This is a genomic window from Rhizobium sp. 268, from assembly GCF_036571585.1.
In the GTDB taxonomy this organism is placed as follows: Bacteria; Pseudomonadota; Alphaproteobacteria; order Rhizobiales; family Rhizobiaceae; genus Rhizobium; species Rhizobium redzepovicii.
The window spans coordinates 223,660-241,223 of the sequence record NZ_JAPPSO010000007.1 but is presented as its reverse complement, the minus strand read 5'-3'; the positions used below and the strand labels follow the sequence as shown (position 1 = coordinate 241,223).

Annotated in this window: 16 protein-coding genes and 1 other RNA gene; 9 read left to right on the top strand and 8 right to left on the bottom strand. The window is 61.7% G+C overall.

Going from position 1 to position 17,564, the window contains the following annotated elements:
• Window positions 1–182 precede the first annotated feature (182 nt).
• Window positions 183–1,568, bottom strand: coding sequence for a virulence factor family protein (locus tag OS035_RS15940; RefSeq protein WP_331813866.1), 1,386 nt, complete (start codon window positions 1,566–1,568; stop codon window positions 183–185).
• A complete protein-coding gene (gene mprF / locus OS035_RS15935) occupies window positions 1,565–4,168 on the bottom strand; it encodes a bifunctional lysylphosphatidylglycerol flippase/synthetase MprF (protein ID WP_331813865.1) in 2,604 nt (867 codons plus the stop codon). The genes OS035_RS15940 and mprF overlap by 4 nt, the downstream gene beginning before the upstream one ends.
• Window positions 4,169–4,403: 235 nt before the next feature.
• Here mprF and OS035_RS15930 point away from each other — a divergent pair, with 235 nt between their 5' ends.
• The gene (locus tag OS035_RS15930; RefSeq protein ID WP_183778681.1) at window positions 4,404–4,781 is read left to right on the top strand and encodes a DoxX family protein; all 378 of its coding nucleotides are present in this window, start codon (window positions 4,404–4,406) and stop codon (window positions 4,779–4,781) included.
• 6 nt (window positions 4,782–4,787) lie between these two features.
• Here OS035_RS15930 and OS035_RS15925 read toward each other — a convergent pair whose 3' ends face one another.
• The gene (locus OS035_RS15925; RefSeq protein ID WP_331813907.1) at window positions 4,788–6,752 is read right to left on the bottom strand and encodes a mechanosensitive ion channel family protein; all 1,965 of its coding nucleotides are present in this window, start codon (window positions 6,750–6,752) and stop codon (window positions 4,788–4,790) included.
• Here OS035_RS15925 and OS035_RS15920 point away from each other — a divergent pair.
• Window positions 6,739–7,002, top strand: a complete 264-nt coding sequence (locus OS035_RS15920) for a hypothetical protein (protein ID WP_331813910.1) — start codon at window positions 6,739–6,741, stop codon at window positions 7,000–7,002. The genes OS035_RS15925 and OS035_RS15920 overlap by 14 nt on opposite strands.
• Window positions 7,003–7,063: 61 nt before the next feature.
• Here the strand turns inward: OS035_RS15920 and gnd are convergent, their stop codons facing one another.
• Both gnd and OS035_RS15910 read right to left on the bottom strand, forming a co-directional pair.
• Window positions 7,064–8,095, bottom strand: a complete 1,032-nt coding sequence (gene gnd / locus OS035_RS15915) for a phosphogluconate dehydrogenase (NAD(+)-dependent, decarboxylating) (RefSeq protein WP_097629224.1) — start codon at window positions 8,093–8,095, stop codon at window positions 7,064–7,066.
• 137 nt (window positions 8,096–8,232) lie between these two features.
• Window positions 8,233–8,715, bottom strand: a complete 483-nt coding sequence (locus tag OS035_RS15910; RefSeq protein WP_097629223.1) for an SRPBCC domain-containing protein — start codon at window positions 8,713–8,715, stop codon at window positions 8,233–8,235.
• A gap of 70 nt (window positions 8,716–8,785) precedes the next feature.
• On the opposite strand from OS035_RS15910, the gene OS035_RS15905 reads away from it, so the two are divergent.
• From OS035_RS15905 to OS035_RS15895, 3 genes are all read left to right on the top strand, one after another.
• Window positions 8,786–9,121, top strand: a complete 336-nt coding sequence (locus OS035_RS15905) for an ArsR/SmtB family transcription factor (protein WP_331813863.1) — start codon at window positions 8,786–8,788, stop codon at window positions 9,119–9,121.
• A gap of 102 nt (window positions 9,122–9,223) precedes the next feature.
• A complete protein-coding gene (locus tag OS035_RS15900) occupies window positions 9,224–10,219 on the top strand; it encodes an NAD-dependent epimerase/dehydratase family protein (RefSeq protein WP_331813862.1) in 996 nt (331 codons plus the stop codon).
• 294 nt (window positions 10,220–10,513) lie between these two features.
• Window positions 10,514–12,001: an esterase-like activity of phytase family protein gene (locus OS035_RS15895; RefSeq protein WP_331813861.1), complete on the top strand. Its 1,488-nt coding sequence runs from the start codon at window positions 10,514–10,516 to the stop codon at window positions 11,999–12,001.
• A gap of 129 nt (window positions 12,002–12,130) precedes the next feature.
• Here the strand turns inward: OS035_RS15895 and ssrS are convergent.
• From ssrS to OS035_RS15880, 3 genes are all read right to left on the bottom strand, one after another.
• A non-coding RNA gene (gene ssrS, locus OS035_RS15890) (6S RNA) lies at window positions 12,131–12,289 on the bottom strand.
• Window positions 12,290–12,358: 69 nt separating this feature from the next.
• Window positions 12,359–12,736, bottom strand: a complete 378-nt coding sequence (locus tag OS035_RS15885; RefSeq protein ID WP_003590299.1) for a cell division protein ZapA — start codon at window positions 12,734–12,736, stop codon at window positions 12,359–12,361.
• A 128-nt stretch (window positions 12,737–12,864) separates the two neighbouring features.
• Entirely contained in the window at window positions 12,865–13,140 is a 276-nt protein-coding gene (locus OS035_RS15880) for a DUF4164 domain-containing protein (protein ID WP_331813860.1), read from the bottom strand.
• 334 nt (window positions 13,141–13,474) lie between these two features.
• Between OS035_RS15880 and tkt the strand changes: the two genes are divergently transcribed.
• The 4 genes from tkt (at window position 13,475) to OS035_RS15860 (ending at window position 17,438) form a co-directional block, all read left to right on the top strand.
• Window positions 13,475–15,448, top strand: coding sequence for a transketolase (gene tkt / locus OS035_RS15875; protein WP_097629219.1), 1,974 nt, complete (start codon window positions 13,475–13,477; stop codon window positions 15,446–15,448).
• 81 nt (window positions 15,449–15,529) lie between these two features.
• A complete protein-coding gene (gene gap, locus OS035_RS15870) occupies window positions 15,530–16,540 on the top strand; it encodes a type I glyceraldehyde-3-phosphate dehydrogenase (RefSeq protein WP_097629294.1) in 1,011 nt (336 codons plus the stop codon).
• 242 nt (window positions 16,541–16,782) lie between these two features.
• Window positions 16,783–17,097 carry a hypothetical protein gene (locus OS035_RS15865; protein WP_183854988.1) on the top strand — a complete coding sequence of 105 codons (315 nt, stop codon included), beginning with the start codon at window positions 16,783–16,785 and terminating at the stop codon, window positions 17,095–17,097.
• A 161-nt stretch (window positions 17,098–17,258) separates the two neighbouring features.
• Window positions 17,259–17,438 (top strand): hypothetical protein, encoded by a 180-nt coding sequence (locus tag OS035_RS15860; RefSeq protein ID WP_183854986.1) that lies wholly within the window; start codon window positions 17,259–17,261, stop codon window positions 17,436–17,438.
• Window positions 17,439–17,564: the final 126 nt, after the last annotated feature.

Genomic DNA, 17,564 nt, shown 5'->3' with positions numbered 1-17,564 from the left:
AATCGCCGGACGCACTTATCGCTTCGCCACGGCGAAGCGGTGCGGCCGGTGGGCCGGGCATCTCTCCGCCAGGATCAGAGGCGATCGGCTCGAGCGTACCAACGGGTATGCCCTTCGCCAATCGCCTCTGCCCTGACGAAAACCGGCTCCGGCAGAATGCTTCAATCTGACCAGGAAAGGTTCTAATTCCGCAGCCGCTTTTTCAGCCCGTCGATGATCGTCTTGGTGAGAAGATCGTAATTCTCGTCGAAGTGATGGTCGCCGGGCAGTTCGACTACCTCCGCGCCGCTATCTTTCACCGCCGGACAGGCGACATCGTCATCGTCGTCCTTGCCATAGATGCATTGCACGAGTTTCGGATCGATATTCTTCAGATCGGCGACGGGATCGCCTCCAGCCCCTTCCGTCTTCTGGCCAAGCCAGCCGAGAACGGAGATGACGTAGTCGACCTGGTGCGAGAGCGACAGCAGCGACAATTGCGCCACCGCCGACTTTTCGGCCGGCTTGAGGAGCTGATAGGTGGCAGGCACAACGTCCGCGCCGAAGGAATAACCGACGAGCAGCACATGCTTCACCTTCCACTGCTTCCGGTAGAAATCGATGATCTTCGAAAGATCGGTGGCCGTCTCCTCCGGCTTGCGCTCCGACCAGAAATAATGAAGCGAATCGACGCCGACGACCGGAATGCCTTCCTTCTGCAACGTGCCGCCGACCTCCTTGTCGATGTCGCGCCAGCCGCCGTCGCCGGAATAGATCACCGCCATCGTATCGAGGGCAGGCGTCGCCTCCAGGATCGCCAGCGGCAGTCCGAGCGGATTGCCGAAGGCGCCGGAGGCGGTAACGAGATCGTCAAGCGTATCGGCAAGCACCGTCTGCGCGTCGTCGGTGGAATCGCGAATTTCGATTGCGGAATGGGTCTTCTTCAGTGCCTCGACATGCGCCCGGCCGTCCTTGTCGGCCTTGGGCGTGAAGACTGACACAACAGGATCCGGCAGGGGCCCCTCGCTGAGGCCATACACCGTGCGTTGGCCGACCACCTGCTTGGAAGCCGGCGTGCAAAGCTCCTTGGCAAGCGGAATGCCGGCGGCCGGATCGACGGCAAGCGTTTGGCCGATCGTCGCATCCGGCGTCTGCGCGGCGATCGCCAGCGCCAGGGCTCCGCCCTCGCCGATGCCGGCAACGATCGGCAAGTGATAGGCGTTGTTGCCGGTCGCACGCTGCACCTGCTGGCTCAGCGATTCGATATCCGAAACCATGTAGAGACAGCCGTCATTGAGGCCGACATCGTAGCGGTCAAGCGCCCGGATATAGGAGGGAAAATCGACGCCGATGACGACGGCGCCTTCAGCGACCAGCCTGTCGGCCTCCCCCTTCTCATAGTCGCCCCAGCCGGCGGCATCCGAGATCAGCATCACCGTGCCCTTTACCTCTCCTTCCGGCAGGAAGATGTGCGGCGACGGGATGAGCCCGGTTTCGAAGCTCTGCGTGGTCTCCTCGGCGGCGGCATCAGCCGATGCGGCCGCGAGCATGCAGGCGCATGCCGTGGCAAGTAGGATTGTCCTGATCATTTTCTCACTACCCCTTTCAATCCGCCCCCGATCAGAAATGTCGCGTCCATCAACGCGATCATCGGATTGCCCCCTCCGGAGACCGCAAGATAGCGCGGTTGCCAGTGCGGATGAAATTTTGATTTGAATGCCCGAAGGCCTTTGAAGTTGTAGAAGCGCTCGCCGTGTTCGAAAACGGTGCTGCCGATGCGGTCCCAGACGGGCGCCGCCTCGCGTTTCGACATGCCGGAGAGAGGCGCCATGCCGAGATTGAAGTGGGTGAAACCCTGGCCGCGCAGATATTCCATGATCTGCACGAAGAGAAAGTCCATCGAGCCCTTCGGCGCGTCCGGCGAAAAACGCATGAGATCGATCGTGCCCTCCTGCCTGGATTCGGTGACGAGGATATTGGCGAAGGCGACGATCCTGCCGTCCTTTTTCAGAATGCCGACCGGCTGGGAACAGACGTAATTGGGATCGAAGGCGCCGAGCGAAAAACCCTTTTCCTTTGCGTTGTGATGCTCGAGCCAGGCCGTCGAAACGGCGGAGAGATCATCGATGACCGAGGGCACGTCCTCAGGTTCGACAACGGCAAATTCCAGCCCGTCGCGCTGGGCGCGGCTCGCCGTCTGGCGAAGGTTTGCCCATTTGCCCCCCTTCATCTCGAAGGTTCGAAGATCGGTCACGGCCAATTCGCCGAGCTTGAAGGCGCGCAGGCCGGCATCGGCGCAATGGGAAAGCAGCGACGGCGAGATCTGATAGAACACGGCCCGGCAGCCGGCGGCGCGCGCTGCTTCGACGAAACGCCAGACAAGCTCCTGCCCGGCGCGATGTTCGCCGACCGGGTCGAATAGCGCGATCCAGGAACGGCCCTGCCGGCCGTACATGATGAAGGCGTCGCCCTTTTCCGAGAACATGATGCTCTTGTCGCCCATGCGCACCAGATTGGCGTCGGCATTGCCCTGCTTGCCGACGATCTCGACGGCACGCGCCAGCGCCTCCTCCGTCGCCGGTTCCGGCCGGAATGTCGCCGGCCGGAGCAGGCTGAAGATGGCGATCGCCGACGAGATGATGGTGATGCCGAGGACGGCGCGTAGGCCCCGCGGCGCTTCGGCGGTGAACTCGAACTGCCACCAGAGCTGGTTGCTGTATTCGACATCGCGATAGACGAAGAGTAGGATGACGACGGCGCCGACGACGATGACCGCGATCGCCATCAGCCAGGACGCCGTCAGCGCCTGGTTGAGCAGCGAGGCATGGCGGGTAAAGAGCCGCCGGCTGACGAAGAGCCCGAAGATGAGGAAGGCAAGAAAGGCGGCTTCGACGAGCGCGATCGCTTTCAAGAGCGACAAAGTCAGCGCCGCAAGGGCCGAAAATACCGCCACCCACCAGGCGCCGTCGAGTCGCTGGCCGAGGCCGCGCGCAGCAACGACGAGCGCGAGCCCGAGCAGGCTGGAAAGGAAATGCGCCCCTTCCACCATCGGCAGTGGCAGATAGTTGGAGAGGAATTCGAGGTTCTGGTCCGGTGTCGGCGTGACGCTCGAAAAGATCAGCATGACGCCGAGCAGCAGCGCAAGCGCCGATAGCAGCTGCGGCATCAGTCGTCCGCCGATGCGCCGGACGCTGGAGGCGGCCGGATGGTCGACGAAACGGCGCAGCTCCGTCGCCGAAACCGCAAGCACGGCGATCAGCAGCGGCAGCACATGATAGATCAGCCGGTAGAGCACCAGCGATCCGAGCACCGCATCGATGTTCACCGCGCTGCCGAGCGAGGCGATGATCACGGTTTCGAACACGCCGAGCCCGGCCGGAACGTGGCTGAGTACGCCGAGACCGACGGCGATCGCATAGACGGCCAGGAAGACCGGCCAGCCGATGGCCGTCTGCGGCAGCAGCACGTAAAGCACGGACGCCGAGGCGGCGATATCGAAGGCGGTGACGAGGAACTGCCGTGACCAGGTGCGCGAATCCGGCAGGCGGATTGCCACAGGGCCGAGATCGAGTACGCGGCCATCACGGCCGATGATCATCACTGCACTCAGAATGGCAACGATCGAGCCGGCGATCAACCGCAGCAGGAAGGGGCTGACCCCGATTAGCGGGCCGATCTCGTCGGCGATGATGATGAGGGCGATCGCGCCGACTCCGGCAAGCCCGAGACCGAAGGAAAGCGTGACGAAGGCGATGATGCGGCCGATATCTTCGGGCGAAAGCCCGAGACGCGTATAGGCGCGGTAGCGGATCGCGCCACCCGAAAGCGCACCGAAGCCGGCGGTATTGCCAACCGCATAGGCACTGAACGCCGTCAGCGCCACATGCGGAAAGGGCAGCTTCTTGCCGATATATTCGATGGCGTTGAGATCGTAGAAAACCAGCGAGAGGAAGCTGAGTGCAGTGAAGAACAGGGCAAGCGGGATGGCGCTCGGCCTGGTCGCCGCCAGCGCATCGACGACATCGTCATAGCGCACTTCGTTGGTGAGCTGCATGATCGCGTAGCCGACGAGGCAGAAGACCACGAGTGTCGCAGCTGCCGTCAGCGGTGTCCTGTAACGTCTAAACAAACTACGAAAAGAAAATCCTTCCGCGTCTTCGATCTCTTTCAAATTGTCGTGACCCGACATCTCTTATCCTGCTGCAATTGCCAGCTCGGCGGGAATCATTTTGAAAGACGTAACATGAGAGGCATACAAGCTCTATGAAGACATGCCGCCGCAACCCCAGCCCGCCGCTTGGGCCTCCATCACTCTCAATTGGGGCGAATTTGCGCAGGTGAGCGTAACGGCGCATTGCATTTTCGTAAGCTTCGGACGAGCTTTACCCGCGACGGCGAATTGAAACACAGGAGAACGGTTCGATATGCAGGATGGTCCGGCCCTGATGATGATCGTCCTCGGCCGCCTGTTGCTGGGCGGCCTCTATGTCGCTGGCGGCATTCATCATTTTTTCGTCATCGTGCCGCTGACCGATGCGATCGAAGCCCGCGGCATCCCTTTTGCGAAATGGGTACTGCTTTCCGGCAGCATGTTCCAGATCCTGGCCGGCACGCAGCTGATGTTAGGGCTCTTCGTGACCGCAGCGGCATTCGGTCTTATCCTCTTCACCCTTGCCGCCACTATCATGCTGCTGAATTTCTGGGACATGCAGGGAACGGCCCGCGAAAGCGCGATCAATACCTGGAAAACCAACATGGCGATCATCGGCGGTCTGCTGATCGCCGCCGCCGGCCCGATGTGAAGCGGCTTATGCCGCCGGTTCGCCATTCGCCCGCGCATGGGCGGCGTAGCGCGCCACGGCGGCATCCACCTCCGCATCGCGATCACCCGCCACCTGCACTGTCGGCACGGCGAATTCGATGCCGTTTTCCTTGAAGGCGTTGCGGATCATCGCCAGCGCATTGCGGCGGATGACGAATTGCTCGCCGGGCTTCGTCATCATCGACAGCCGGATTTCGATCGCGAATTCGCCGAACTGCTCGACACCCTTCATCTTCAGCGTCTCGATGATATGAGGGCCGAATTCTGGATTTTCGAGCAGCGTCTGGCCGATTTGCTTGATCACCTTCTTCGCCTTGACGAGATCGGTGTCGTATTTGACGTTGAGGCTGATCTTGTCGATCGTCCAGTCGCGGTTGAGGTTCTTCACCGCGCCGAGTTCGCCGAACGGCACCGTCGTCAGCGGCCCGCGATGATGCCTGAGCTTCACCGAGCGCAGGCTGAAAGCCTCGACCACGCCCTTGTGGCTGCCGCTTTCGATATATTCGCCGATACGGAAAGCATCATCCCAGAGATAGAACATGCCGCTGATGACGTCCTTGACGATCGTCTGCGCGCCGAAACCGACCGCCACGCCGACGACACCGGCACCGGCGATCAGTGGCCCGATCTCGATGCCGAGGCCGGAGAGCACCATCAAAACGGCGATGACGGCGATGACGACGGCCAGGATATTGCGGAAGATCGGCAACAGCGTCTGTATCCGTGCGCGTCTGGCCCTCTCCTCATCCGTTGCTCCGCCATCCACGGAAGAATCGAGTAGCTTGCCGTCGATATAGGCTTTGACGACATGCCAGAGCAGATCGGCGGCCAGCAGGATGACGATGCCGCCGATGACGCCGCGGGCGATCTTGTCCACCATGGTCTCGCCGGCAGCCATCGTATCGGCGCCGACGCCGAGCATATGCCCGAGCCAGATGGCAGCAACGGCAATGATCAGCGCCCGCACACCCCGGTCGAGAAGCACGGTCGCAATGCGGCGCGTCGCCAGGAAGCTCGCTTCAGTCTGCTGCAGCGATTTCACCGCAATCGTCGAAACGGCAAGCACGCGCGGCAGCAGCAGTACGTAGATGCCGAGCCAGAGCAGCCAGTTGAAGCCTGCGACCCAAAGGCTCCAAAGCAATAGGAAATAAACGGTGAGCGCCCAGGAGGTCCCGTGACCGCGCTTCTCGTCCTTGTGCGGCCGCGACCAGACCGCTTCGATCGCAATCAGCAGCAGGCCGATACCGAGGATGTAGCCGACGAGGAGCCGCGCACTCGGGGAATAGCCAAGCGGCTCCATCGACTGGATCGCCGCCCAGCCAAGCATGAAATAGATGACGAAGGTCGCGCAGCGGCGGTACCAGAAGAGTGCAACGACATGCCCTGGCATGGTGGGAGCGGTGATGCCCTGCCTCTCCTCCTCGGTCCGCGCCAGCCCGATGAGATCGACCAGCACACCGCCGAGGCAAATGGTGAAGCGTTGGACGATGAGCGCGACGACGCAGACGATCGCGATACTCTGGCTGAGCGGCGGCCAGCCGAGGCTCAGAAGCGCAAGCACCGTTGCCGCCGCGAAGATCAGCGCCGGTATGACCCGCGGCGCCAGATGCATGCCGGCCATCTCGGCCAGTCGACGACGGCGGCGGCGGAAGGCATAACGGGCAAGGCTTTCGACAATCGCGCCGAGCAGGAAGATGGCCAGGAACTGCGCCACCATGCGCGGCCAGCCGTTCGCGGCGATTTCACCTAGCAACAGCGAGGACGCATTGCCGATCTGAAAGGGCAGCGTCATCGCCGCATCTGAGACCATCGCGACGTGCCGGCGGGCATGCTGCAGCAGGCCTGACAGCACCGACATCTGATCCGCAGCCGTCGAACCGCCCGCAGGTGCCGTCGCCATCTGGGTCGACATCCACTGCTTGACTTCGGGCGTCTGCATGAGCTGCATCATCTCACGCACCTGCGCCGGAGGAGCGGCCGCGGCCGGGACTTGCGCCGGCGATGTCTGGGCAAAGCTTGGCGAGATCACCCCAAGAAGTACGATGAGTGCCAATATTCCCGATATGGCGGCCTTCAAGACCCCTGCCCCGTCACGCTCCATCACCGCCCTCCAATGGAGTGTCGGCCGCTTGGACGAAGCAGCCCCGACATTTCCCGTTCGGCAATGGATACTCGCGACCGCTGCCGCCAGCAAGCGGTAGGAACCCCATACCGATGGCTAGAGCCTTTCCTGGTCTGGAAGGCGCCGAAAGCCTCTGGCCTTCAGGATTTCGGAGCCGGCTTTTCCACGTGGCCGCCAAAGCCCGCCCGCATCGCCGACAGAACCTTATTGGCGAATTCGTCGTTATCGCGCGAGGAGAAGCGGCCGTAGAGTGCGGCACTCAGCACCGGCGTCGGCACGCTTTCGTCGATTGCCGCCATGATCGTCCAGCGGCCTTCGCCGCTATCGGAGACACGCCCGGCATATTTCGCCAGCGCCGGATCGGCATGCAGTGCATCGGCCGTCAGATCGAGCAGCCAGGAGGTGATGACGCTGCCGCGGCGCCAGACTTCGGCGACGTCCTGCAGATTGAAGTCGTATTGAAAATGTTCAGGATGGGCGAGCGGCGCGGTTTCCGCATCAGCCTCATGCGAGGCTGCTCCGATATTGGCATGTTTCAGGATGTTGATGCCCTCGGCATAGGCGGCCATGAGACCGTATTCGATGCCGTTGTGCACCATCTTGACGAAATGGCCGGCGCCATGCGGGCCGCAATGCAGGTAGCCCTGTTCGGCGGTGCTCGCCGCAGCCGCTTCGGCGGTGCGGTTCGGCGAGGCTTCCGTTGTGCCGGCGCCGGGCGCCAGTGTTGCGAAAATCGGCGAAAGGTGCTGAACGGTGCCCTTCTCGCCGCCGATCATCAGGCAGTAGCCGCGCTCCAGGCCGAACACGCCGCCACTGGTGCCGACATCGACATAGTGGATGCCCTTGGTGATAAGGTCGGCGCCGCGGCGGATATCGTCGTGGTAATAGGAATTGCCGCCGTCGATGACGATGTCGCCATTCTCAAGCAGCGGCACCAGGTTCGCGAGCACCTTGTCGACGATCGCCGCCGGCAGCATCAGCCAGATCGCCCGCGGATGCGAGAGCTTCGAGACGAACTCTTCGAGCGAAGCACTGCCGGTCGCACCGAGGCCTGCGAGTTCGGCAACGCTTTCCGGCCTGGCGTCGTAGACGACGCATTCGTGACCGCCCCGCATCAGGCGCTGGACCATGTAATTGCCCATGCGGCCCAAACCAACCATGCCAAGCTGCATAATGAAATCTCCTGGAAATCGAGATGAAGTGTCGATTCCGGAAACTAGCACCCGCAGTGTGACAGGCAAGCGAACTCTCGCTCCTCTTGGCGAATGCGACGATTACGCCGCCGATCTCCTTGAAGCCGACTTGCCGGTCAGGCGTCCGGCGCGCTGGCCGGCTCTCCCTTCATTTCGCTGAGGAACATGCCCTCGCGCAGATTGATGCCGTATTCGACGAAAGCCTTCATGCAGCAGAGCATCTGCGTCCAGCCTTCACAGTTGAGATAGGTGCCGCGCCGGCCGGCATCGTCCTCACGCCAGCCGCTCTCGGCGATGGTCACCAGCGTGCCGCCATCTTCGAGCGGCTTGAAGTTCATCTCCACCGACGTCTTATAGGTCTTCTTGTCGTCGCCCGTGCCGCCATCCCAGCTGAGCACGATGCGACTTTCCGGCACGAGTTCGACCACCTCCACCTGGGCGTCCTTCCACCAGGTCACAGTGGTGCCCTTGACCAGCGGCGCGCTCGCCCCGCCGATCGTGGTGAAATAGCTGCTGAGCTTCTTCGGGTTGACGACAGCGTCGAATACCTCTGCGACGGGTCGGCCGATACGGCCTGAAACGCGGATTCCGAGAGACATGGTCCTTCTCCTCTTCTCCATTGTGTGAGTTTCCATTGTACTCGGCGTCATTATGTTATAAAAATATAACATGTCAAGCGAATCGACCGACGACCCCGTTTTCAAGGCGCTGGCGCATCATCGCCGGCGCGAAATTCTCGACCTGCTCAAGGATGGCCCCCGCACGACGGGGGCGCTTTGCGAAATGTTTCCGCAGATGGACCGCTGCACCGTGATGCAGCATCTGAAAGTGCTGGAAGAGGCCGATCTGGTCATCGCCAAGAAGGAGGGCCGCGAACGCTGGAACCACCTGAACAGCCTGCCGATCAAGCACATCCATGACCGCTGGATCAGCGCCTATGCCGGACACGCTCTATCGATCCTCGACCGGTTGAAAAACGATCTCGAAGGCCAGCCGGAACAATGATCCGGCCTGCAGCTTTCCTGCACCCCCATGCATAATTTATGCGTTGCCTGGCAATCCCGGCCTTTATAGCCTCCGGCGCCGAAACACTGAAGAGGCGGTGCGATGACGATACTGGTGACGGGAAGCGCTGGCCATCTCGGCGAGGCGCTGATGCGTAGCCTGAGAGGTGAAGGCCGGCCGGCGCGCGGCATCGATGTCAAGCCGTCGGCTTTCACCGACATGGTCGGCTCGATCGGCGATCGTGCTTTTGTCAGACAGGCGATGTCGGACATCCGCCACGTCGTCCATGCCGCGACCCTGCACAAGCCGCATGTGGCGACCCATGGAAATTGCGATTTCCTAGACACCAATGTCGGCGGCACGCTGAACCTGCTCGAAGAGGCGATCGCCGCGGACGTTGCAAGCTTCGTCTTCACCAGCACCACCAGCACCTTCGGTGCGGCATTGACGCCGGCCGCGGGCCAGCCGGCCGCATGGATCACCGAGGAGGTACTGCCGGTTGCCAAAAACATCTACGGCGTGACGAAACTCGCTGCCGAAGGCCTGTGCGAACTCTTCGCCCGCAAATCCCGCCTGCCGGTCGTCATTCTCAGGACCTCGCGTTTCTTCCCCGAACGCGACGATGATCCTGATATTCGCGGCGGCTATTCGACAGAGAATGCACAAGCCAACGAGCTTCTTCACCGCCGCGTCGACATCGCCGATGTGGCCGGCGCCCATCTGCTGGCGCTCGATAAGGCACCGGCAATCGGCTTCGGCCGCTACATCATCTCGGCCACGACGCCATTTTCGTCGGACGATCTCGCCGAGATCAGGCGCGACGCGCCTGCCGCCGTCGAGCGGTTGTTTCCAGGTGCGGGTACGCTCTATGCCGAGCGCGGCTGGAAGATGTTCCCTAGCCTCGGTCGCGTCTATGTCAACGCCCGCGCGAGGCGGGAACTCGGCTGGCAGCCGCGCTATGATTTTCGTTTCGTGCTCGATTGCCTCAGCGACAAAAGGGAATGGCGCAGCCCGCTGGCGCTCGATGTCGGCTCGAAGGGCTACCACGACGAGGTCTTCACCGAAGGACCTTATCCGGTCGATCAGGCAACGGCCTGAATTGCAGGCTCTCCCGCATAATTCCTTCAATCGGAACCGATTTAAAGATAAAATCATGCAGCACTTCAAAAGTGCTACAACGTCCTTAGCGCGTCCTTTCAGACGCGCGGCGCTGTAGGAGCGTCATCCAGATATCACGATCCCATCCTAGACAGTTAGCCGGGGATATGGGGGACGAGATCCAGGACGTGTTCTGTCTGCGGATCGATCCCAAGGCCGAGGGTGTCATTTGAAGCGGTGTCCAGCCTGCGGGCGGAAACCGCTGCAGGAACGCTTTGACCGAGAGGGTATTTCATGAACAACGTCAGATCATACGCATCGCGGCTGTTTGCTGCGGTTCTCGCGGCATCCGCCGCCATTCCGGCCGCAGCAAGCGCGGAGAATTCCGCCACCCTCGGCAGCCTTACCTTCGTCAACAAGGGCCTGGTCGGCATCGGCCGCATCCCGGCCAATCAGCGCGACAAATTCGGCGAAACCTTCGGCTCCGGCTCCGGCATGGCGATCGATTCCGCCGCCTGGAGCCGCGATGGCGCCGGTTACAAGGGCACGCTCTACCTGTTGCCCGACCGCGGTTACAACGCCGTCGGCACCGTCGACTATCGGCCGCGCCTGAACACCATTGCGATCGGCCTGACACCGACCGCTCCGGGTGCGGCGCCAGAGAACGGCAAGGAGCAATCCGGGGTCGATGCGAAACTTGTCGATTCCACCCTGTTTGTCGATGACAAGGGCGGCGACATGACCGGCCTCGACCCGGAATCCGGCGTCCGCGCCGCCGCCGGCGACTTTCCGACGCTGCCGCGGGCTGTAAACGGCAAGATCGCGCTCGACAATGAAGCCATCATCCGCATGACCGACGGAAGCATGTTCGTCAGCGACGAATACGGCCCCTATATCTATCGCTTCGCAGCCGACGGTCACCTGCTCTCGGCTACCCAGCCGCCGAAGGCGCTGTTGCCGATGCGCAAGGGCGCGCTGAGCTTCGCCTCCAACAATCCCGGCCCCGGCGCATCCGCTCCGGATCCGAAGGACCCGGAGACCGGCCGCCAGAACAACCAGGGCCTTGAAGGCATGGCGATGACGCCGGACGGCAAATTCATCATAGCAGTGCTGCAGTCGGCAGCCCGCCAGGATGGCGGCGATTCCGGCTCGACCCGCCAGAATACCCGCGCCATGATCTATGACGCCGCCGATCCCGATCACCTGAAGCTGGTGCACGAATATGTCGTGCCGCTGCCGGTCTTCAAAGATGCCAAGGACAAGACGGTGATCGCGGCAGAAAGCGAAATCGTCGCTCTTTCCGACAAGACCTTCCTGATGCTTGCCCGAGACAGCGGCAACGGTCAGGGCCTGAAGGGCGACACCTCGCTCTACCGCAAGATCAACATCGTCGATCTCTCCACTGCGACCGATATCGCCGGCAGCGATTTCGATGCCGGCAAGCCGATCGCGCCGAAGGGCGTCGTCGATCCTTCGCTGACGCCGGCGACGCTGACGCCTTTCATCGACATCAACGACAAGGCCGAGCTTGCCCGCTTCGGCCTGCACAATGGCGCACCGAACGACAAGAACAACCTGTCGGAAAAATGGGAAGCCATGGGTCTTGCGAGCGTTCTCGATCCGAACCTGCCGGACGACTATTTCCTGCTTGTCGCCAATGACAACGACTTCCTGACGCAGGATGGTTTCCAGGTGGGCGCAGCCTACAAGGCGGAGGGCGGCGCCGACGTCGACACCATGTTCCAGATCTTCCAGGTCACCCTTCCCGGCTTGAGGAAGTAGCCGCACTCGACGAAGGGCGGACGGCCATTCAAAGTGCTACAGCGTCCTTTGCGCGTCTAGAAAGACGCGCCGCGCTGTAGCCGCCTTCGCCCGCTTGGTCCGGCGTCTTCGCTGAAGATCAAAGGGAAAGTGCGATCCACGGCAACCGATGGATGTTTACGATCCTGGGTGCCTACAAACGTAGGTGGGCGCCGTGTGTCCAGGCCCACGGGCCTGGCCAGGGACAGCTCCCTTTGGATCGAGTATGGCCCCAGGGATTGTGGTTCCTGTCGAGAGGCGCAGACCGCATCCGATATATAAGGTCGTTTGCGCCGACGCGCCAGTGGCGGCTGCAAGTCGTCCTTATTTAATTGAAGATCAATTGAGTTCGGGGGCTGGCCGGCCGTTCAGCTTGTCGGTGATGCCGCGAATGCGGGATGAAACCTCGCTGAGCGCTGCCGCGAGGTTCTCCTCGGTGCGGGCGGTAGCGGCAAGCACCGTGTCGCGGTTGCCGCGCAATGATTCGAGTTCGGATTCCAGCCCGGTGACGCGGCGCGTCAGCTCGGCAATCTCGTCCATGATCATGATACCGGCCATGACCGTAATCCTGAGGTCGCCGATTTCCCCGAACTGCCCCTTGAGATGGCCGACATAGCGGTCGAAACGGGTGGCGAGATCGGTCAGGTGATCCTCCTGCCCTTCCTCGCAGGCCATGCGATAGGCTTTGCCGTCGATCGTTACCGTCACCTGCGCCATGCCAAACTCTTTCTATAAGAGCATGATGCCGAAAAGTGTGAGCGGCTTTCGGACGACGTCATGCTCTAACTCTTTCAATGAGAACAGGATCTAGATTTTGGGCCAACCTGGCCTGAAACCATCCTGTTCTAGCGATCCAGAACCGCCCGGATCGTTTCCATGGCTGTCACCAGCCGCCGCGATACCTCGCGGTTGACTTCCTCAAGCCGGTTGGCGCGGAATTCGGCCCGATCGAGCTCCTGCGCCAACCGGGAGCGATCGGCGTGCACGCGCCGCACCTCGCCCTCGATCTCGCCCTGCTCGCGCTCCCGCTCGACGCGCATGTCGACGGCGTTTTCGAGACTCGAAATCGCCTGTCTCAATTCGTTGAGCGCTGCTTCCATGGTTTTGCCTGTGGGCATCATGCCTTCCCGATTCCCGCGCAGGATACGCGAATCGGCACGCCGCGCCGGTCCTGCGATTTCAAAAAGGATATGCAGCTCGCCGACGGCCCGTCAATAAATCCTGTCACTTGCCCACCGGCCTATCTTGTGGATGAGCGGTTTAGAGATCCTCGCCCAGCAAGATTTGTCTTTTGTACAATCGCGCGATCAAATGTCAAAAATCGCGGCGACCCGCCCGGATTTGGTGTCCCATTTGTTGACTTGCTAGCGCCAACTGCTATGTGTCTGCCGCTTTCACTCGATGGTCTTGGAGGCTCTAGGCCATCCCCCGACACCCGGAACTTGCGGAAAAGCCATGACCTCTCCCGAACAACATGACCGGATGGCGAATGCGATCCGTTTCCTCGCCATGGACGCCGTCGAAAAGGCAAACTCCGGCCATCCGGGCATGCCGATGGGCATGGCCGATGTGGCGACGGTCCTGTTCACCAAATATCTGAAGTTCGATCCGAAGAAGCCGCATTGGCCGAACCGCGATCGCTTCGTGCTCTCGGCCGGCCACGGCTCGATGCTGCTCTATTCGCTGCTGTATCTGACTGGCTATCCCGACATGACGATCGAGGATCTGAAGCAGTTCCGCCAGCTCGGCTCGAAGACCGCCGGCCATCCGGAATATGGTCACGCCACCGGCATCGAAACGACGACCGGCCCGCTCGGCCAGGGCATTGCCAATTCCGTCGGCATGGCGATTGCCGAACGCAAGCTGCGCGAGGAGTTCGGTTCCGATCTTCAGGATCACTATACCTATGCGATCTGCGGCGACGGCTGCCTGATGGAGGGCATCAGCCACGAAGCCATCGCGCTCGCCGGCCACCTGAAGCTCAACAAGCTCGTTCTGTTCTGGGACAACAACTCGATTACCATCGACGGCGCCGTGTCTCTGTCGGATTCCACCGATCAGATCGCCCGTTTCAAGGCCGTTCACTGGAACACGATCGAGATCGACGGTCACGATCAGGCCGCCATCGCCGCCGCGATCGAAGCCGCCCACAAGTCCGACCGACCGACCTTCATCGCCTGCAAGACGATCATCGGCTTCGGCGCGCCCAACAAGCAGGGCACCCATAAGGTCCACGGCAACCCGCTCGGCGCCGAGGAAATCGCCGCCACCCGCAAGGCGCTGAACTGGGAATCCGAAGCTTTCGTCATCCCGTCGGACGTCCTGGACAGCTGGCGTGCAGCCGGCGCCCGCTCCGTCGATCTCGTCAACGCCTGGGAACAGGGTCTGGCCAAGGCTCCGGCCAAGGCCGAGTTCACCCGTCGTATGGCAGGCGAGCTGCCGGAAGGCTTCGATGCCGCGATCAGCACCTACAAGAAGAAGCTCGCCGAGACCAAGCCGACGGTTGCCACCCGCAAGGCTTCGGAAGACGCGCTCGAGGTCATCAACGGCTTCCTGCCGGAAACGCTCGGCGGCTCGGCCGACCTGACGCCGTCGAACAACACCAAGACCAGCCAGATGCATTCGATCACGCCGACGGATTTCGCCGGCCGTTACATGCATTGGGGCATCCGCGAGCACGGCATGGCTTCTGCCATGAACGGCATTGCGCTGCATGGCGGCCTCATTCCCTATAGCGGCGGCTTCCTGATCTTCTCGGATTATTGCCGCCCGCCGATCCGCCTCGCTGCGCTGATGGGCATCCGCGTCATTCACGTCCTGACGCATGACTCGATCGGCGTCGGCGAAGACGGTCCGACGCACCAGCCAGTCGAACAGCTCGCCGGTCTGCGCGCCATCCCGAACCTGATGGTCTTCCGTCCGGCCGACGCCACGGAAACGGCGGAATGCTGGCAGATCGCCGTCAAGACGCACAATCGTCCTTCGGGCCTTGCGCTGACACGCCAGAACCTTAGCCCGGTCCGCACCGAATACAGCGAAAAGAACCTCTGCGAACAGGGCGCTTATACGCTGGCCGGCAATGCCGACGCCAAGGTGACGATCTTCGCCTCCGGCTCGGAAGTCGAAATCGCCGTTGCCGCCCGCGCAGCCCTTGAAGCCAAGGGTGTCACGGTGCGCGTCGTATCGGTTCCCTGCACGGAACTGTTCTTCGAGCAGCCGGACGCCTACCGCAAGGAAATCCTTGGCAACTCGCCGATCAAGATCGCCGTCGAAGCCGCCGTCCGCGAAGGCTGGGATGCTTTCATCGGACCGGAAGGCACTTTCGTCGGCATGAAGGGCTTCGGCGCTTCCGGCCCGGTAAAGGACGTTTACAAGCATTTCGGCATCACTGCCGACGCCGTCGTTGCGGCCGCGGAAGCAAAGCTTTAATGAGGGCGCCTTGAGGCGCTCTCCATCTCCTCAATTCCAGGCCCTTTCTATCGGGCTCTATTCTATCGGGAGTGAACGAACATGACAGTCAAGGTTGCCATCAACGGTTTCGGCCGCATCGGCCGCAACGTTCTCCGCGCTATCGTCGAATCCGGCCGCACCGACATCGAAGTCGTCGCCATCAACGATCTCGGTCCGGTCGAGACCAACGCCCATCTGCTGCGCTACGACTCGATCCACGGCCGTTTCCCTGCAACCGTAAAGGTCGAGGGTGACACGATCATCGTCGGCAACGGCAAGCCGATCAAGGTCACCGCGATCAAGGATCCGGCAACGCTTCCGCACCGCGAACTCGGCGTCGACATCGCGATGGAATGCACCGGCATCTTCACGGCGCGCGACAAGGCCGCCGCTCACCTGACGGCCGGCGCCAAGCGCGTCATCGTTTCGGCGCCTGCAGACGGTGCCGACCTGACAGTCGTCTTCGGCGTCAACCATGACCAGCTCACCAAGGAGCACATGGTCATCTCCAACGCCTCCTGCACCACCAACTGCCTGGTGCCGGTCGTGAAGGTGCTCGATGACGCCGTCGGCATCGACCATGGCTTCATGACGACCATTCACTCCTACACCGGCGACCAGCCGACGCTCGACACGATGCACAAGGACCTGTATCGCGCCCGCGCCGCCGCCCTCTCGATGATCCCGACCTCGACCGGCGCTGCCAAGGCCGTCGGCCTCGTTCTGCCGCATCTGAAGGGCAAGCTCGACGGCACCTCGATCCGCGTTCCGACCCCGAACGTTTCGGTCGTCGACTTCAAGTTCGTCGCCAAGAAGGCGACCAGCGTCGGCGAAATCAACGAAGCCATCCAGGCGGCTGCAAACGGCAAGCTGAAGGGCATCCTCGGCTACACCGACGAACCGCTCGTCTCGCGCGACTTCAACCACGACAACCACTCCTCGATCTTCGCAAGCGATCAGACCAAGGTCATGGAAGGCAACTTCGTGCGCGTCCTGTCCTGGTACGACAACGAGTGGGGCTTCTCCAGCCGCATGTCCGACACGGCCGTTGCTTTCGCCAAGCTCATCTGAGCGCTGTTAAAGCATCGACAGACAAGCGGCCCGGGAAACCGGGCCGTTTTTTGTTGCCATGTCGCAAACGAAACCAGTCTACCCCGGACTGGTATCTTTTCGCTCATGGCCGGGACGAGATCTGTTAGAATAACTCACCTGGACATTCCACAATGCCCAGTTCCTCGCGCCGCATCGGCCACCGGCCAGGCGCGGAACGCCAATACCGTGCGGCAGCGCTGTCGCCAATATGAGAGAGATGGATGGATTATTTTACCGTAGAAATCGCCGGCCGCGCCGTTGCCAGCTTTCGCTCCGAAAATAGCGAGGATGCGACGCATTTCTTCGAGGCGGAAGACTTTCGCGACGACCTGACCATCCTGGAGTCCGAGGGTAAACCCCTGTGGGACCGCAAGGCCGCGCTGAGCCTGCGCAAGGCGACCGCCGAAGAGGCAAGCGAAGTTGAGCATGCCTATGAATTCGACGACGACCCCGAAAGAACAATCGAGGACGAGTTCGTCGTTTTCCTTGTGCCGGTCGCGGATCTGACCGACGAGGGCGAGGACAGCGAAGACTGACACCGGCCTTTGAAGCCACATCGAAGCGACGGCTTCGGTGTGGCGTTGCCGCTCGCAGGCAAGGATCAATCGCGGATTGGCAATCCGCTCGCCAGGCGTGATAGAATGAGGACAGGCCCAGCGCTGCACAATGGCTGAAATGATCCAAGTGGAGGCGATAAATGGCAGAGGCACAAAAACGCTTGTCCCCCACCACCCTCAAACGGCGGCAACGGTTTCACCCCAAGCGGGACGTCAGACCCGCCGTGCTGGCAAAGGCTAATCGTCTGGTCATCTGGGTTGCCGCGTTCATCGGCCTCGCATTTCTCGCCATCATCATCCTTCAGGCAGTATTGGGATAGCGGAGCGGCGGCGGACCGGCAGGAAAAATCCGTGCCTGTCTTTTTTGCCCTGCTCTCGCCTGATTTTCTTATACATTCTTTGTAGAGAATTTCTCCCGTAGCATTCCGTGGCGGTTAGCCGTCCGG

Excerpts from the sequence above, each read along its gene's own strand:
- OS035_RS15940 (WP_331813866.1), bottom strand. The coding sequence starts at position 1,568 with ATGATCAGGACAATCCTACTTGCCACGGCATGCGCCTGCATGCTCGCG.
- mprF (WP_331813865.1), bottom strand. The coding sequence starts at position 4,168 with ATGTCGGGTCACGACAATTTGAAAGAGATCGAAGACGCGGAAGGATTT.
- OS035_RS15930 (WP_183778681.1), top strand. The coding sequence starts at position 4,404 with ATGCAGGATGGTCCGGCCCTGATGATGATCGTCCTCGGCCGCCTGTTG.
- OS035_RS15920 (WP_331813910.1), top strand. The coding sequence starts at position 6,739 with ATGAGCTGCATCATCTCACGCACCTGCGCCGGAGGAGCGGCCGCGGCC.
- OS035_RS15925 (WP_331813907.1), bottom strand. The coding sequence starts at position 6,752 with ATGATGCAGCTCATGCAGACGCCCGAAGTCAAGCAGTGGATGTCGACC.
- gnd (WP_097629224.1), bottom strand. The coding sequence starts at position 8,095 with ATGCAGCTTGGCATGGTTGGTTTGGGCCGCATGGGCAATTACATGGTC.
- OS035_RS15910 (WP_097629223.1), bottom strand. The coding sequence starts at position 8,715 with ATGTCTCTCGGAATCCGCGTTTCAGGCCGTATCGGCCGACCCGTCGCA.
- OS035_RS15905 (WP_331813863.1), top strand. The coding sequence starts at position 8,786 with ATGTCAAGCGAATCGACCGACGACCCCGTTTTCAAGGCGCTGGCGCAT.
- OS035_RS15900 (WP_331813862.1), top strand. The coding sequence starts at position 9,224 with ATGACGATACTGGTGACGGGAAGCGCTGGCCATCTCGGCGAGGCGCTG.
- OS035_RS15895 (WP_331813861.1), top strand. The coding sequence starts at position 10,514 with ATGAACAACGTCAGATCATACGCATCGCGGCTGTTTGCTGCGGTTCTC.
- OS035_RS15885 (WP_003590299.1), bottom strand. The coding sequence starts at position 12,736 with ATGGCGCAGGTGACGGTAACGATCGACGGCAAAGCCTATCGCATGGCC.
- OS035_RS15880 (WP_331813860.1), bottom strand. The coding sequence starts at position 13,140 with ATGATGCCCACAGGCAAAACCATGGAAGCAGCGCTCAACGAATTGAGA.
- tkt (WP_097629219.1), top strand. The coding sequence starts at position 13,475 with ATGACCTCTCCCGAACAACATGACCGGATGGCGAATGCGATCCGTTTC.
- gap (WP_097629294.1), top strand. The coding sequence starts at position 15,530 with ATGACAGTCAAGGTTGCCATCAACGGTTTCGGCCGCATCGGCCGCAAC.
- OS035_RS15865 (WP_183854988.1), top strand. The coding sequence starts at position 16,783 with ATGGATTATTTTACCGTAGAAATCGCCGGCCGCGCCGTTGCCAGCTTT.
- OS035_RS15860 (WP_183854986.1), top strand. The coding sequence starts at position 17,259 with ATGGCAGAGGCACAAAAACGCTTGTCCCCCACCACCCTCAAACGGCGG.